We start from the raw sequence: 14,984 nt of genomic DNA, 5'->3' as shown, positions 1-14,984 counted from the left end.
CCCCGACAGGTGCGGGGCGTTTTCTTGTTTATACTACCGTAGCTTAGGCCAGATCGAACCGATCTGCATCCATCACCTTGGACCACGCGGCAACGAAATCGCGGATAAAGCGCGGCCCTGCATCGTCCTGACCATAGACCTCGGCAATCGACCGCAGTTGCGAGCTGGAGCCAAATACCAGATCGGCACGGGTGCCGGTCCATTTGACAGCACCGGTCTTGCGATCTTTGCCCTCGAATTCGGTCTGCGACTCGTTGGACGACGCCCAGCCGATGTTCATGTCCAGCAGGTTGGCAAAGAAGTCATTGCTCAGCGTGCCGACACGGTCGGTAAGAACGCCGTGGCTCGATCCGCCCGTGTTGGCGCCCAGCACCCGCAATCCGCCGACCAGTACGGTCATTTCGGGGGCGTTCAGCCCCATCAGTTGGGCACGATCAACCAGCAGCTTTTCCGCCGGTATGCTGTATTCTGCCTGCATGTAATTGCGGAACCCGTCGACGACCGGCTCCAGCACGGCAAAGCTGTCAGTGTCGGTCTGTTCCGCAGTCGCATCCATGCGACCCGGATGGAACGGCACGTCGATGTTGTGGCCACCTTCGCTGGCGGCCTGTTCGACCGCGGCACATCCGCCCAGCACGATAAGATCGGCCAGCGACACGCGCTTGCCCCCCGATTGAGCATTGTTAAAGGTCGCTTGCACGCCTTCCAGCACATCCAGAACCTTGGACAGCTCGGCAGGCTGGTTAACCTCCCAGCTCCGCTGAGGTGCCAGACGGATACGCGCGCCATTCGCACCACCCCGGTTGTCGGACCCGCGGAAGGTCGAGGCCGATGCCCATGCGGTGCTGACCAACTGCGACACGCTCAGACCACTGCCAAGCAGATCGGATTTCAGTTGTGCGATATCGTCCGCGTCGATCAACGGGTGATCGACAGCCGGGACCGGGTCCTGCCAGATCAGGTCTTCTGACGGCACATCCTTGCCCAGATAACGTACCTTCGGTCCCATGTCGCGATGGGTCAGCTTGAACCACGCGCGGGAAAAGGCTTCGGCGAATTCTTCAGGGTTGGCATGGAAACGACGCGAGATTTTTTCATATTTCTCGTCAAACCGCATCGCCAGATCGGCGGTGGTCATCATCGGCGGATGCTTCTTGGACGGGTCATGCGCGTCTTCAACCATATGCTCGGGCTTGCAATCCTTGGGCGTCCACTGCTGTGCGCCTGCCGGGCTTTTGGTCAGCCGCCACTCATTGCCGAACAACACATCGAAAAAGCCCATGTCCCACGTTGTCGGGTTCGGCTTCCACGCGCCTTCGATACCGGATGTGGTGGCATGCGCACCCATGCCGCTTTCATGGGTGTTCTTCCAACCGAACCCCATGTCGGCCATGTCACCCGCTTCCGGCTCGGGACCAACATAGATCGGATCGCCTGCGCCATGCGCCTTGCCAAAGGTGTGACCACCCGCAACCAGGGCAACCGTTTCGGCATCATCGACACCCATGCGCGTGAACGTCTCGCGGATATCATGGCCGGATGCGACCGGATCGGGGTTACCGTCCGGGCCTTCGGGGTTGACGTAGATCAGGCCCATCTGCACGGCGGCCAGCGGGTTTTCCAGATTGCGCTCGCCGGAATAGCGGCTGTTTTCCTTGTCGGACGTGGCCAGCCACTCGCCCTCTGCACCCCAATAGATGTCTTCTTCGGGTTCAAAGATATCAGTCCGGCCGCCGCCAAAGCCAAAGACCTTGCCGCCCATTGATTCGATGGCGCAATTGCCCGCCAGAACCATCAGGTCACCCCAGCTCAGCGCGTTACCGTATTTCTTCTTGACCGGCCACAGCAGGCGGCGCGCCTTGTCGAGGTTGCCGTTGTCAGGCCAGCTGTTAAGCGGTGCAAACCGCTGGTTACCGGTCGATGCACCGCCGCGCCCGTCGCCGGTGCGATAGGTGCCGGCACTATGCCACGCCATGCGGATAAAGAGCGGGCCGTAATGGCCGTAATCCGCAGGCCACCAGTCCTGACTGTCCGTCATCAGAGCGAAAAGGTCTTGCTTTACCGCGTCCAGATCAAGGGTTTTGAACGCCTCGGCATAATTGAAATCGTCACCCAACGGATCGGGGGTGCGGCCGTGCTGATGCAGCACTTTCAGGTTCAGTTGCTCTGGCCACCAGTCGCGGTTCGTGACTGGTTTCTGCATTGCAAAAGGGCATTTGATGTCGCCGTCCATGGGGTATCCTCCGTTGATTATCTGGTCGGGGGCCGCGCAGGCCGCCCGTTTGTCTGGAACGATTCTAAACAGAGTGTCTGGTATCGGTGCAATAAAATCCAATTGCAGTTTCTTCTGATTGCGATAATCCAAGGTTATGAACATCACACTTCGCCAACTTAGCTATTTTCGCGCGCTGGCCGCGCAGCGCCATTTTGGCCGCGCCGCCGAGATGGTCAGCATCTCGCAACCCGCATTGTCTGTGCAAATCCGCGAGATGGAGGCACAACTGGGCCAACCTCTGGTCGAGCGGCGCGCGCGCCACGCGATACTGACGCCTTTCGGGCGGTTGATCCTGAACCATGCAGAGCGCGTCCATGCAGAAATGCAAAGCCTTGAGGAAGCAGCGCGTTGGCAGGGCGGGCTGTCGGGGCGGTTGCGACTTGGGATGATTCCGACGATTGCACCCTATATCCTGCCCGGCACGCTAGAGGCGTTGCGCAGCCATGACATCTCGATGGACGTGCAGATTCACGAATCCAAAACCGAACGATTGATCGCCGATCTGTCGGATGGCGCGTTGGATGCCGCAGTCATGGCCTTGCCGGTCGAGGCCGACGGGTTGCATGCGATTCCGCTTTTTGAGGATCGGTTCTTGCTGGCTGGCAGCAACGCACGGCTTCAGGCTCTCGGGGCAGGGGTAGAGGCGCTGCGCCCCGATGGTCTGGGCGATGCGCAGTTGTTGCTCTTGGAGGATGGTCATTGCCTCACTGATCAGGCGCTGGACCTGTGCGGTCGCGGCAGGCAACATGCGCAGATCGACATGGCGGCCTCGTCGCTTGCAACACTTACGCGACTGGTAGCAGCGGGATTCGGCCTGACCTTGATGCCGGAACTGGCGGCAATGACAGAAACGCGGTCAACATCAGGTGTGCACCTCATGCGGTTCGCCGGGCCAGAGCCGGGTCGAGAGATTGCACTGGTTCACCGTATGGCGACCCGGACAGAGGGCTGGCTGGATCAACTGGCCGGGGTTTTGGCGCGCGTTGGCAGCGCGCTGATCGAGGACGTGCGCATCACCACACCAGAGCTATGAACACTGGCTATGACTGATACCTGCCATCCGATCAGGTCGGATGGCAGGTCACTGGCACCAGTTCACCCAAAAACACGGGTGCGGGGGATACTCATTACCCAAATCGCGTGCGCCGCATGGCAGCATTGCGTCACTGGAACTTTCCCCCGCCACCTCTTATAGCTAAACAGAGTTACCAAACCTTTCGCGGGGAAAATAACGTGCGTGACCTCAAGATACCCGAACAGCGGCACCCCGAAAAAGCCCGTCGCCCGGACAATCCTCAACCGAAAAAGCCCAGCTGGATCAGGGTCAAGGCCCCGTCTGGTCAGGGCTACGCCGACACCCGCAACATCATGCGTGAGCACAAGCTCGTTACCGTCTGCGAAGAGGCCGGATGCCCCAACGTCGGCGAATGCTGGAGCCAAGGCCACGCCACCATGATGATCATGGGCGAGGTTTGCACCCGGGCCTGTAGTTTCTGCAACATCGCCACCGGCAAACCACCAGAGGATCTGGATGCGTTCGAGCCGGGCAGGGTGGCCGACGCGGTACAGAAACTGGGCCTCAACCACGTGGTTGTCACCTCGGTTGATCGCGACGATATCGAGGACGGCGGAGCCGAACACTTTGCCCAGACGATCCGCGCGATTCGTCACCGCAGCCCAAAGACGACCATCGAAATCCTGACGCCGGATTTCCTGCATTGCGCGCCCGAAGTTGTCGAAGTGGTCGTGGCCGCAAAACCGGATGTATTCAATCATAACCTTGAAACTGTGCCCGGCCTTTATCCAGAAGTACGCGCAGGCGCGCGTTATTTCCACAGTCTGCGCTTGTTGCAACGGGTCAAGGAACTGGATCCTACGATCTTTACCAAATCCGGTATCATGGCGGGATTGGGCGAAGATCGCCAAGCAGTGCATCAAGTCATGGATGACATGCGCGCGGCCGACGTCGATTTCCTGACCATTGGCCAATATCTGCAACCCACGCCCAAGCACCACGCGATTGACCGTTTCGTGACGCCCGAAGAATTCGCCGCCTATGAAAAGGCCGCCTATGGCAAAGGCTTCCTGATGGTATCAGCCACGCCACTGACGCGGTCATCCTACCACGCGGGCGACGATTTCGCGCGCCTGCGCGACGCGCGGATGGCCAAGCTGGCCCGAGGGTAAGGCTACGCCTGACTAACCCCACTTCCAGCGGCAGCTCTGTTGCTGGTCGCTGACATCAAATCCAAGAACAAAAAAAAACGCCGACCCGGTTACGGATCGGCGTTTTTGAACCTGAGAGAGGCTTGGAGGGGTCTTGTCAGCCGCCCCATGTGCGGGTGGGACCGCAATCCATGTGGACAAAATTGGCGCGGGAATATCTCCCGACGCCGCCGCTGTGACAGGCAACGGCTGCTTTGGTCAATTGTCCGACCGATCGCGACTTCAGGCGCAGATCAGCGGCTTGGCCTGCCATGTGGCGCGAGTTGCGCGCGACATTGCTGGACCGGCGGCGCAGCATGGCGTTGGTGTTGGGGTTACGATAGCCTGAAAGCAGGGTGTAGGGTTCACTCGTATCGACCAGATTATGGCTCGCGGCCATGATGTCGATGGTGCGGGTGTCGATGTTTTTGACTTCGTCCAGCCGCCAGTCGCGCATAAAGATCGAAATCTCTTTCACCGCATCTTTGATATACTGGCCTTCAATCCAGTAGATCGTGTCGATTTTTTCGCCCGTACGGGTCGAAACCATCCTAAGTCTGCGAATATCGCCGGCACCCTTGAGAAAACCAGCTGCGTTGGAGAATGTGGGGGCTGCCACAAGCGTTGTCGCCGCAAAAGCACCCAGCAACGCGCGTCGCGTCACGTGTCCCGAATTGTCAAAAGTCATGTATCTGCGCCTGTCCCGTCACTTCGTTTGCCCGCGTTGCCGCGGATACGTTCATCTCGTCCCCAGATGCACCATACGTATGACATATAAAGAATCGCTAACCAACCCGTCGGTTGGTGCTTTTTTGTCCGGGCAAGGGTTTTCGGCACAAATCCGCGCAAAACATCTGAACTGTGTCAAATCCCACGAAACCGGTGCGAATTGGCCGCAGGACATAACTTAGCAAAGCGATGGCGCAAAATTGAATGGACAGTAGGGGGCTGCCGCCCAGATTATTAGGCACCTGTAACCACATGTTGTTCTTTTTCCTCGGGGGGATCGATGTTTTTCACGGCTTCATATTCCATTCAACGCTGGCTGATGACGGGTCTCGCCGCCGTCTTGCTGGCTGTGTTTGCGTTGCCCGCGCCTGTCACGGCGCAAGTAACGGCGTTCAAGCAATCCGTTGCCGAAGCGGCGGCGCGCGATGAAGCATTGTCAGCATTCTACCGGGCCAATGATTACACGGGCATCTGGACGGGGCAGGATAGCAAGGACCGCCAGCGGCGTCAGGCGCTTTTGCAGGCGATCGAGGAATCCAGCGTTCATGGCCTGCCGGCGTCACGATATGATGCGGCCAATCTGATGACGATGATGAAATCGGCCCGCACCCCGCGTGATCTGGGCCGCGTCGAGGTCGAGTTGAGCCGCACATTCCTGCGGCTGGCACGCGACTTGCAAACCGGCATGCTGATTCCATCCGACGTGGACAGCGGAATCGTGCGGGCGGTGCCGTATCGCGATCCCACGTCCTATCTGACCAATTTCACCAAAAGTAGCCCGCGGGGGTTTTTCCGCGCTCTGCCGCCGACATCCGGCGAATACGCCCGCCTACTGAAGGAAAAGACCCGGCTGGAGCGCCAGTTAGGCGCTGGTGGCTGGGGTCCCAAGGTGCCTGCCAACGCGCTCAAACCCGGATCCTCGGGCAATGCCGTCGTGGCCCTGCGGAACCGGCTGACGCTGATGGGCTTTCTGGCGCGCTCGTCCTCCAGCACCTATGACGTAAAGATCGAACAGGCCGTTCAGCGGTTTCAGGCCGCCCACGGGCTGGAGGCCGACGGCACCGCCGGGGCATCCACGATCAAGGAAATCAACGAAACGGTCGAGACGCGGCTGGCCTCGATCATGGTCGCAATGGAACGCGAGCGCTGGCTGAACATGCCACGCGGCAAACGGCACGTGCTGGTCAACCTGACCGATTTCAGCGCCCGTATCATTGACGACGACAAGGTAACATTCAAAACCCGCGCCGTGGTTGGCAAAAATACCGGCGATCGCCGGTCGCCCGAATTCTCGGACGAGATGGAATATCTCGAGATCAATCCGACCTGGAATGTGCCACGCTCGATTGCGGTCAAGGAATACCTGCCGCAGATGCAGCGCAATCCCGGAGCGGCAGGCCACCTCAAGCTCTATAATGCACGCGGACAGCAGGTCAGCCGGGCAAACATCAACTTCGGCGCTTACAACGCGCGTAATTTCCCCTTTGACCTGAAACAGCCGCCATCGTCGCGCAACGCGCTGGGGCTGGTCAAGTTCATGTTCCCGAACAAGCATAACATCTACCTGCACGACACCCCATCCAAGAGCCTGTTCCAACGCAACGTCCGGGCCTTCAGCCACGGTTGCATCCGTTTGCAGGATCCCTTCGACTTTGCCTATGCGATCCTGGCCAAGCAGGAAGCGGACCCAAAGACGTTCTTCCACTCGATTTTGGATACGCGGCAGCAAACCCAAGTAAAGCTGAAAAAGAAAGTCCCGGTGCATATCATATATCGGACGGCATTCACGCAAGCCAAAGGCCCGACGCAATACCGCGATGACGTTTATGGACGCGATGCACGGATTTGGTCCGCTCTGCAAAAGGCAGGGGTTTCACTGCGCGCCTTTCAGGGCTAAATACACCCTCGGAATTGAGGGTTCAGATGGCCTATACGATTAAAGAGATTGCGCAGGCACTCGGGGCGACAGCCTTGGGTGCCTGTGACATTGAAATCGACCGCGTCGCAGAGCCGGCAGAGGCCGGACCGCGCGACTTGGCGCTGGCCACCAAACCCGCCTATGCCGAGGCGCTGCCAAAGGGGCGCGCAGTGGCGGCGATCCTCTGGGAAGGGGCCGATTGGCAGGCGTTGGGGCTGAAGGCCGCGATTCTACCGCCGCGTCCTCGCTTCGCCATGTCAGCACTCACCGCGATGATGGACCCCGGAGAGGGCTGGGAGGATGGCATTCATCCCTCTGCGGTCATTGATCCCAGCGCCGAACTGGGCGCGCGCGTTCATGTTGGGCCACTGGCCGTTATCGGCGCGCGGGCGCGTATCGGTGACGATACCCGGATTGGCCCGCATGTCAGCATCGGGGCGGATGCGACAATCGGCGCGAATGGCCAAATCCGCGAAGGCGCACGTATCGCGGCGCGTGTACGTATCGGCGCGCGTGTGATCATCCACCCCGGCGCGGTTCTGGGGGGGGACGGGTTCAGCTTTGTCACCGCCGAGGTATCGGCCGCCGAAAAGGTCCGCGAAACACTGGGCGATCAGAGCGAGGCAAAAGCACAGCCTTACTCTCGTATTCACAGTCTTGGATCGGTCCGGATCGGTGACGAGGTTGAGATTGGGGCGAATACGGTGATCGATCGCGGCACGATCCGCGATACGGTCATCGGGGACCGAACCAAACTCGACGCAGCCGTGATGATCGGTCATAATTGTGTCGTCGGGACAGATACCCTGATTTGCGGCATGGTCGGGCTGGCGGGGTCGGTGACGGTCGGCAATCACGTGGTTCTGGGTGGACGTGCGGCGGTGGCTGACAACACCTTTATCGGGGATCGAGCGATCATCGGCGGCGGCTCTGGCGTGATCAGCAATGTGCCCGCAGGGCGCGCGATGATGGGGTATCCGGCGGTAAAAATGGATAGCCATGTGGAGATGTACAAAGGCATGCGACGTCTGACGCGTCTTTTTGCTGACGTGGCGGAGATCAAGAAAGCGGTTTTCAAGCCAAAGCAGAGCGACTAAAGCGTTTCTGCATCTGGACGATATGTCGTGCTATACAAGGCAATAGCCGCGACACGTTATCGCGGCAGACCCAGAGATGTCACATTACGCATCTAAAAGAATGCGGAATGCTTTAGAACAATACGGCAAGGACGCCGAAGAGGATGCAGAACACATGAGCGACATACCGGACCGGGTGATAGCCATCATCGCAGAGCAGGCTGTACTGGAGCCATCCGATGTCACGATGTCGAGCACGCTCGAAGAACTGGGCATCGACAGCCTCGGTCTGGTCGAAAGCATTTTCGCGATCGAGGAAGAATTCGACATCAACGTTCCGTTCAATGCCAACGAACCGACAGAGAGCGATTTTGACATCTCTACCGTTGCCAGCATCGTCGCTGGCATCACGAAGCTGGTGAAAGAGCAGTCGTGAAACGCGTTGTCATCACCGGTGCCGGCACCATCAATTCACTGGGCCATGACGTCCCCACCACGCTAGAGGCGATGCGCGAGGGCCGCTGCGGGATCGGTCCGCTGGAGTTTCGTGATGTGGAACGCCTGCAAATTCGCATTGGCGGGCAGGTGCGCGGCTACGAACCCGAGGCGCGCTTTAACCGTCAGCAGCTGTCGCTTTACGATCGTTTTACACAGTTCACGCTGATTGCCGCGCGCGAGGCGATCTCGCAATCTGGTCTGGAGTTTTCCGGCGAACTGGCCGCGCGTGCCGGGGTGATCCTAGGCAATTCGGGCGGCGGCATGACCACGCTCGATGAAAATTACCGCACAGTCTATGAAGACGGCAAAAACCGGGTGCATCCGTTCGTGGTGCCCAAGCTGATGAACAACGCCGCCGCCAGTCATGTGTCGATGGAGTTCAACCTCAAAGGACCCAGCTTTACCGTGTCCACGGCCTGTGCATCGTCCAATCATGCAATGGCGCAGGCCTTTCAGATGGTACATGGCGGCGTCACACCCGCGATGATCACCGGTGGGTCGGAATCCATGTTGTGCTTTGGCGGCGTTAAGGCGTGGGAGGGGTTGCGCGTCATGTCCAAGGACGCCTGCCGCCCATTCTCGGCCAACCGCAATGGCATGGTACAGGGCGAGGGGGCCGGCATTTTTGTGTTCGAGGAATACGAGCACGCGAAAAAGCGTGGTGCCGAGATTCTTGCCGAAGTGATCGGTTATGCCATGTCGTCAGATGCCGCCGACATCGTGATGCCATCCAAACAGGGCGCGGCGCGTGCCATCGCGGGGGCGATGCAGGATGCGCGCGTGAATCCCGAGGATGTCGGTTATATCAACGCGCATGGCACGGGTACGGCTGCCAATGACAAAACCGAGAGTGCTGCGGTTGCAGACGTTTTCGGCGCACACGCGGACAAGCTGATGATGTCGTCGACCAAATCCATGCATGGTCACCTGATCGGCGGCACTGGCGCGGTTGAATTGCTGGCCTGCATCATGGCTGTGCGCGACGGCGTGATCGCACCAACGATCGGTTACGAAGAACCCGACCCGGAATGTGCGCTGGATGTTGTGCCGAACGAGGCGCGCGAGGCGCGTATCGACGTGGCGCTATCGAACGCATTCGCCTTCGGCGGGCTGAATGCTGTGCTGGCGCTGCGTGGGGTTTAGACACAGCCGAACACGGCAGGACGTACCTGACATCGCATTCAAAAAATGGCCCGGCCTGAAATTTCAGAGCCGGGCCATTTTTTGATTTCCATCGCGGATCGCTGCGACTCTAGTCCTTAAAGACTGAAACGGCGTCGAAGCCTTTGGTAAACCCGCTCAGCGACACGTTGATGCGGACCTTTTGATCCGCCGCCTGAGCGGGAACCAGCGTGATCGTCGCCTTTGCTCCGCGCTTGAACGACGCAATGTCTTCGCTCGTCAGGCCGATCTGGGCAATACAACCGGACTCGGTGCAGACACGGTAGGGATAGCTTTTGGGATTGCCGCCATCGACCGAGATTTTCAACTCTTCGGTCAGTAGCGTAAAGAGAGGCACAATGACCGTGCCGCCCGCGATTGCCGCACCCTGATCCTCGATATCGAAAATGCTGAATTCGGCGACGGGATTACCCTCTGCTTCGGTCAGCAGTTGATAGAGCTGGCAAAGATCGTCTTCTCCTTGCGTGCGAAAACAGCGCAAGCTCCAATCACCGAACGTCTCTTTGATGTATGTCGGGCTTTCGTCTTCTGACACTTCTCGGCCTGTGGAGAACGCAGAGTCGCCCGTTGCGCTGCCTTCGGCGGCTTCTGCTGCCGTGGAGTCTTCGGGTTCCGCTGTTGTGGCCTCTTGGGCCAGAGCCGCATGACCAAGGGTCGCGGCCAGTGCAACCGCCAATATGGAAAGTGATCTGGGCATAGTGTCCCCGTCTATCATTTAAAGTCAGTGGCGATCTAACATGTTGCGTCGCCAGTGTCAGGAATAAATCGCAGACCGCTTGACGCCGCAAGGCGGAATTCTGCTGCTTGTTCTCAATAGCGGCTGAATAAAGACCATAGTAAACGCGACAGTCGGCGGGCAAAGAAAAGGGGCCTCGACGGCCCCTTCTCGCGTTTTCTCCCTGCCGGACATGGCCGACTAAATATTAGATGGACGCTAGGACAGAATGGAATCATCGTCAACAGCCAAAATATCGGCAATCGGAACCGAAAAAAGGCCGCACCCGAGGGCGCGACCAGTCTGACAGGGAGGAAGTCGCCCCAGACACCAAGAGGACATGCGGCATCGGGACTGTTTTATACTGGCGGGGAGTGGTTAATTAAGTATGGTCTATGCGCGCGATGGGCATAATTCTGGGGGCATAGCATTGGAAAACAAGGTCTTTATCGGCGGCGGCGGGCCGGAATACGGTGAAAAGCAAGGACTGCGCCTTGACTACGCCAACCGTCACGGGCTGATTGCCGGGGCCACCGGTACCGGCAAGACCGTCACGCTGCAAATTCTCGCAGAAGGGTTCTCGGCGGCGGGCGTCCCGGTATTCCTGTCGGATGTAAAGGGCGACCTGTCGGGGCTGGCAGAAGCCGGCAGCGTCGATTTCAAGTTGCACGACGCGTTCACCAGTCGCGCTGCCAAGATCGGTTTTACTGATTACAGCTATCAATCGTTCCCCGTCACATTCTGGGACCTTTTCGGCCAACAGGGCCACCCTGTCAGAACCACAGTGGCCGAAATGGGGCCCTTGCTGCTCAGCCGTCTGATGGAGTTGACCGACGCCCAAGAGGGCATCATGAACATCGCCTTTCGCGTGGCCGACGAGGACGGCATGCCGCTGCTGGACCTCAAGGATTTGCAGGCATTGCTGGTCTGGATTGGCGAGAACCGCGATGCGCTTTCGCTACGCTACGGGAACGTCTCGCCGCAATCCGTGGGCGCGATCCAGCGACAGTTGATGGTGCTCGAAAATCAGGGCGGTAGCGCGCTGTTTGGTGAACCCGCGCTGGAACTGGCCGATCTGATCCGCACCGATCCGGATGGCCGGGGCCGCATCAATATCCTCGCGTCTGACAAGCTAATGGGCGCGCCGCGCCTCTACGCCACGTTCCTGCTGTGGTTGCTTAGCGAACTGTTCGAGACGCTGCCCGAAGTGGGCGACCCGGACAAACCCAAGCTGGTCTTTTTCTTTGACGAGGCGCATCTGCTGTTCGACGATGCGCCAAAGGCGCTGGTGGACAAGGTCGAGCAGGTCGCGCGCCTGATCCGGTCCAAGGGGGTAGGTGTCTATTTCATCACCCAGAATCCTGATGACGTACCCGAGGATATTCTGGGGCAGTTGGGCAACCGGATACAGCATGCCCTGCGCGCCTTTACCGCGCGCGATCGCAAGGCGCTGAAACGCGCTGCCGAAACCTATCGCCCCAACGCGCGCTTTAGCACCGTTGACGCGATCCGGGACGTCGGCACCGGCGAGGCCGTGACCTCGATGCTAGAATCCAAGGGCGCGCCCGGCGTCGTCGAGCGCACACTGATCCGACCGCCATCGTCGAAACTGGGGCCAATCGACACCGCCCACCGGCAAAAACTGATGAAAACCTCTCCTATCGCGGGCAAATACGAGGCGTTGATCGACCGCCGGTCTGCCTATGAGATCCTCAAGGGGCGGGCTGAAACAGCTGCACGCGAAGCACAAACCGCCGAAGAAGCGGCGGATGAACAAAGTACCGCAGAACGCGAATTCAATGCAGGGCGTCGCTACTCGGGTAAGCGCGTGACCAGATCCAGCTCTCGTGACGAAGGGTTCGGCACCCAGTTCGGCAAGGCCATCAGCGGTGCCGTGATCAAGGAAATGAAAGGGACCACCGGCCGCCGTATCGTGCGCGGTATCCTCGGCGGACTGTTCAAGGGACGTTGAGAAATCCGATCCTGACGGGCAAGGCCAATACCGGGATGTGGCACTGACCCAACGTAGAGATCTAGGGCAGGGGGGTTAGCCACCGGCTCCCATAGCGGCGCCCAGAATCAATGCAACGGTCAGCAGGGCGATCATGCCCTGCACATCACCATTGCTGCTTTGCACCGCCGCTTCGGCCACCACTTCGGACGTCACGATCGGGTCAGACAAGCTACCGGATACTGCTGGAGTTGCAGCGAGAAAAAGCACGCAACCCAAAACACAAATAGAATTTTTCACAATATTTCCCCCAGAAATTTGTGTTGCCATTTTATCTGCGCACCCGCAGCCACGTCAACTGTCCGCTGGCTATTCGAGGGCATTCCTCCTAATCTGTTTCCAGAGCAGAAACAATGGGGGCAAACATAATGACAACCCGTACCAAATCGACAGCTGAGGGCACCACCAAGGCGAAATCACCGTCTCGGTCCAAGAATCCGAAACCGCCCGCCAAGGCGCGACTGAATCCCGGTGTTCCCAAACCACCGGGGGTAAAACCTGTAAAACGCGCGGATCGCGGACCCGTTGTAGCGGCATCGCCAGTGGTGACAGAGCCAGCAGCAGATCTTGAGATGAAAAAGCAAGAGCTTTTGGCCAAGGTTGTTGAACGTTCCGACATCAAGAAAAAATATGCCAAACCGGTCGTAGAGGCGATGATTGCCGTTCTCGGAGAGGCACTGGCCGAAGGGCGCGAACTTAACCTGCAACCCTTGGGCAAGCTGAAACATAATCGGACCAAGGAAACCCCGACCGCCCGAATTATCGTCGCCAAGATACGCCAGAAAAAACCGCGTGCAGCGGGCGCGCTGGACGTGAAAGAGAGTGTTGCAGACACGACTGACTGACGCTAAACAACGCGCGGCGGGTGATTAGCTCAGTGGTAGAGCGCTTCGTTCACATCGAAGATGTCAGGAGTTCGAATCTCTTATCACCCACCAAAGGTATCTCGCCCCGCGAAATGCCCGTCTCTTCAACCACCCACCATTTAGCGGCAGGCGTTTCGCTTCGCGGAATGCCGAGAGCGGGTGAAAACCACCTGTTATACGCATACGTCGCCAAGTTCTGCGCACTACCAATATGAAAGACTGGTCTCTTGCCTGATTATCCCGATATCTGGTTTCTGCGACATGGCCAAACATTGTGGAACCTTGAAGGTCGCATTCAGGGGCGACTGGATTCCGACCTGACCACGCAGGGCAAGGCGCAGGCTGCACAGCAGGCCACGCTTATCGCGCCGATTGTACCGCGCGTTCTGGCCGCTGGCGGCGCAGTTTACGTCTCGCCGCTGGGGCGCGCGCAGGCGACGGCCGAGATTGCAATGCCGGGCACCACGTTCGAGATATCACAGGACTTGGCAGAGGTGGGCACCGGCGACTGGGAGGGATGCCTGAAATCGGAATTGCCTCATGCTGGCACAGATCTGGACATCTACGCCGCTGCACCGGGCGGAGAAGGCTTCGACGAACTAGAGGCCCGCGTGCGTCGGTTTCTGGCCCGCCTGCGTGCGCCCGCCATCGTCGTATCTCATGGGCTGTTGGGGCAGGTGATGCGCGGCCTGATCTGCAATCTGGATCGCCCGGCGATGGCCACGCTTCCCAACCGGCAGGGATGCGTCTTTTTGTTGAGCAACGGTGAAGAAACACTGCTGGAGACACCGCAGTAGCGACGACTACGCCGGCAGAATACACAGAATTCAACAGACCCTCTTGCGCGGCGTGGCGTGTCCCGTTAAGAGGCGCATGGCAGGGTGATTAGCTCAGTTGGTAGAGCGCTTCGTTTACACCGAAGATGTCGGGAGTTCGAGCCTCTCATCACCCACCAAGCGCCTTTCGCATAGCAAAAGACCGGTCCCCCCGAACACCCACGACCAGTGACACGCGTTTCGCATAGCAAAATGCCGCGAGCGAGATCGCAGACCGACCTGTTTCTGATGGTCCCGAGGCGAACGCAGATCGCACTGACGCAATACCGACGTTTTACCGACGTGATACCGGCCTCTGCGCTTGACGCCGCTGCGCGCCGCCACTAAACCCTTCTAACGCTCCGAACAGAGCGCGCAGTGGGCGGTTGTAGCTCAGTTGGTTAGAGTACCGGCCTGTCACGCCGGGGGTCGCGGGTTCGAGCCCCGTCAACCGCGCCACCGCTGCATTTTCAGACATTCAGGTGTTTTCCAACGACGTGGTTCATTCCGTATTGGCGCGCGATTCAAAAATCGCACCGCCATGCAGCTTTTATCTGCTTTGGGGCATTGACTGGCCTGCGCGCTTGGCCTAATCCACCCCTCACGCGCGGTTGTAGCTCAGTTGGTTAGAGTACCGGCCTGTCACGCCGGGGGTCGCGGGTTCGAGCCCCGTCAACCGCGCCACTTTCCCCTT

Annotated in this window: 13 protein-coding genes and 4 tRNA genes; 13 read left to right on the top strand and 4 right to left on the bottom strand. The window is 59.0% G+C overall.

The window, feature by feature from the left end; translation table 11 throughout:
• Nucleotides 1-43: 43 nt before the first annotated feature.
• Entirely contained in the window at nucleotides 44-2,233 is a 2,190-nt protein-coding gene (gene katG, locus N7U68_RS03135; protein ID WP_263048196.1) for a catalase/peroxidase HPI, read from the bottom strand.
• Between the two features lie 136 nt (nucleotides 2,234-2,369).
• Between katG and N7U68_RS03130 the strand changes: the two genes are divergently transcribed.
• Both N7U68_RS03130 and lipA read left to right on the top strand, forming a co-directional pair.
• The gene (locus N7U68_RS03130; RefSeq protein ID WP_263048195.1) at nucleotides 2,370-3,308 is read left to right on the top strand and encodes a LysR substrate-binding domain-containing protein; all 939 of its coding nucleotides are present in this window, start codon (nucleotides 2,370-2,372) and stop codon (nucleotides 3,306-3,308) included.
• Between the two features lie 200 nt (nucleotides 3,309-3,508).
• The gene (gene lipA / locus N7U68_RS03125; RefSeq protein ID WP_165192190.1) at nucleotides 3,509-4,462 is read left to right on the top strand and encodes a lipoyl synthase; all 954 of its coding nucleotides are present in this window, start codon (nucleotides 3,509-3,511) and stop codon (nucleotides 4,460-4,462) included.
• Between the two features lie 136 nt (nucleotides 4,463-4,598).
• Here lipA and mepK read toward each other — a convergent pair whose 3' ends face one another.
• The gene (gene mepK / locus N7U68_RS03120) at nucleotides 4,599-5,168 is read right to left on the bottom strand and encodes a peptidoglycan L,D-endopeptidase MepK (RefSeq protein WP_165192191.1); all 570 of its coding nucleotides are present in this window, start codon (nucleotides 5,166-5,168) and stop codon (nucleotides 4,599-4,601) included.
• Between the two features lie 321 nt (nucleotides 5,169-5,489).
• On the opposite strand from mepK, the gene N7U68_RS03115 reads away from it, so the two are divergent.
• The 4 genes from N7U68_RS03115 to N7U68_RS03100 all read left to right on the top strand — a co-directional run bounded on the left by N7U68_RS03115 (nucleotide 5,490) and on the right by N7U68_RS03100 (nucleotide 9,844).
• On the top strand, nucleotides 5,490-7,106 hold the full coding sequence (locus N7U68_RS03115) for a L,D-transpeptidase family protein (protein ID WP_373322954.1): 1,617 nt from the start codon (nucleotides 5,490-5,492) through the stop codon (nucleotides 7,104-7,106).
• 26 nt (nucleotides 7,107-7,132) lie between these two features.
• Complete coding sequence (gene lpxD / locus N7U68_RS03110) at nucleotides 7,133-8,224, top strand: UDP-3-O-(3-hydroxymyristoyl)glucosamine N-acyltransferase (RefSeq protein WP_263048194.1); 1,092 nt, start codon at nucleotides 7,133-7,135, stop codon at nucleotides 8,222-8,224.
• Nucleotides 8,225-8,378: 154 nt separating this feature from the next.
• On the top strand, nucleotides 8,379-8,639 hold the full coding sequence (locus N7U68_RS03105) for an acyl carrier protein (RefSeq protein ID WP_165192193.1): 261 nt from the start codon (nucleotides 8,379-8,381) through the stop codon (nucleotides 8,637-8,639).
• A complete protein-coding gene (locus tag N7U68_RS03100; protein ID WP_263048193.1) occupies nucleotides 8,636-9,844 on the top strand; it encodes a beta-ketoacyl-[acyl-carrier-protein] synthase family protein in 1,209 nt (402 codons plus the stop codon). Before N7U68_RS03105 ends, N7U68_RS03100 begins: the two co-directional genes overlap by 4 nt.
• Before the next feature lie 109 nt (nucleotides 9,845-9,953).
• On the opposite strand, the gene N7U68_RS03095 is transcribed toward N7U68_RS03100, so the two are convergent.
• Nucleotides 9,954-10,580 carry an invasion associated locus B family protein gene (locus tag N7U68_RS03095; protein WP_263048192.1) on the bottom strand — a complete coding sequence of 209 codons (627 nt, stop codon included), beginning with the start codon at nucleotides 10,578-10,580 and terminating at the stop codon, nucleotides 9,954-9,956.
• Between the two features lie 448 nt (nucleotides 10,581-11,028).
• Here N7U68_RS03095 and N7U68_RS03090 point away from each other — a divergent pair, with 448 nt between their 5' ends.
• A complete protein-coding gene (locus N7U68_RS03090) occupies nucleotides 11,029-12,570 on the top strand; it encodes a helicase HerA-like domain-containing protein (protein ID WP_263048191.1) in 1,542 nt (513 codons plus the stop codon).
• A gap of 75 nt (nucleotides 12,571-12,645) precedes the next feature.
• Here the strand turns inward: N7U68_RS03090 and N7U68_RS03085 are convergent, their stop codons facing one another.
• The gene (locus N7U68_RS03085) at nucleotides 12,646-12,879 is read right to left on the bottom strand and encodes a hypothetical protein (protein ID WP_165192197.1); all 234 of its coding nucleotides are present in this window, start codon (nucleotides 12,877-12,879) and stop codon (nucleotides 12,646-12,648) included.
• A 98-nt stretch (nucleotides 12,880-12,977) separates the two neighbouring features.
• On the opposite strand from N7U68_RS03085, the gene N7U68_RS03080 reads away from it, so the two are divergent.
• The 6 genes from N7U68_RS03080 to N7U68_RS03055 all read left to right on the top strand — a co-directional run bounded on the left by N7U68_RS03080 (nucleotide 12,978) and on the right by N7U68_RS03055 (nucleotide 14,974).
• Nucleotides 12,978-13,454 (top strand): HU family DNA-binding protein, encoded by a 477-nt coding sequence (locus tag N7U68_RS03080; protein WP_263048190.1) that lies wholly within the window; start codon nucleotides 12,978-12,980, stop codon nucleotides 13,452-13,454.
• A gap of 18 nt (nucleotides 13,455-13,472) precedes the next feature.
• Nucleotides 13,473-13,547, top strand: a tRNA-Val gene (locus N7U68_RS03075).
• A gap of 155 nt (nucleotides 13,548-13,702) precedes the next feature.
• Entirely contained in the window at nucleotides 13,703-14,272 is a 570-nt protein-coding gene (locus N7U68_RS03070) for a histidine phosphatase family protein (protein WP_263048189.1), read from the top strand.
• Between the two features lie 82 nt (nucleotides 14,273-14,354).
• Nucleotides 14,355-14,430 (top strand) — tRNA-Val (locus N7U68_RS03065).
• A gap of 242 nt (nucleotides 14,431-14,672) precedes the next feature.
• Nucleotides 14,673-14,749 (top strand) — tRNA-Asp (locus N7U68_RS03060).
• A 148-nt stretch (nucleotides 14,750-14,897) separates the two neighbouring features.
• Nucleotides 14,898-14,974: transfer RNA gene (locus tag N7U68_RS03055), tRNA-Asp, on the top strand.
• Nucleotides 14,975-14,984: the final 10 nt, after the last annotated feature.

This window comes from Roseovarius pelagicus (assembly GCF_025639885.1).
GTDB lineage: Bacteria > Pseudomonadota > Alphaproteobacteria > Rhodobacterales > Rhodobacteraceae > Roseovarius > Roseovarius pelagicus.
This window is presented reverse-complemented; position numbering and strand designations above follow the sequence as displayed.

Bases quoted from the DNA above. Each gene is read 5' to 3' on its own strand.
- N7U68_RS03095 (WP_263048192.1), bottom strand. From the start codon at position 10,580: ATGCCCAGATCACTTTCCATATTGGCGGTTGCACTGGCCGCGACCCTT.
- N7U68_RS03105 (WP_165192193.1), top strand. From the start codon at position 8,379: ATGAGCGACATACCGGACCGGGTGATAGCCATCATCGCAGAGCAGGCT.
- lpxD (WP_263048194.1), top strand. From the start codon at position 7,133: ATGGCCTATACGATTAAAGAGATTGCGCAGGCACTCGGGGCGACAGCC.
- N7U68_RS03085 (WP_165192197.1), bottom strand. From the start codon at position 12,879: ATGGCAACACAAATTTCTGGGGGAAATATTGTGAAAAATTCTATTTGT.
- mepK (WP_165192191.1), bottom strand. From the start codon at position 5,168: ATGACTTTTGACAATTCGGGACACGTGACGCGACGCGCGTTGCTGGGT.
- N7U68_RS03115 (WP_373322954.1), top strand. From the start codon at position 5,490: ATGTTTTTCACGGCTTCATATTCCATTCAACGCTGGCTGATGACGGGT.
- katG (WP_263048196.1), bottom strand. From the start codon at position 2,233: ATGGACGGCGACATCAAATGCCCTTTTGCAATGCAGAAACCAGTCACG.
- N7U68_RS03080 (WP_263048190.1), top strand. From the start codon at position 12,978: ATGACAACCCGTACCAAATCGACAGCTGAGGGCACCACCAAGGCGAAA.
- N7U68_RS03130 (WP_263048195.1), top strand. From the start codon at position 2,370: ATGAACATCACACTTCGCCAACTTAGCTATTTTCGCGCGCTGGCCGCG.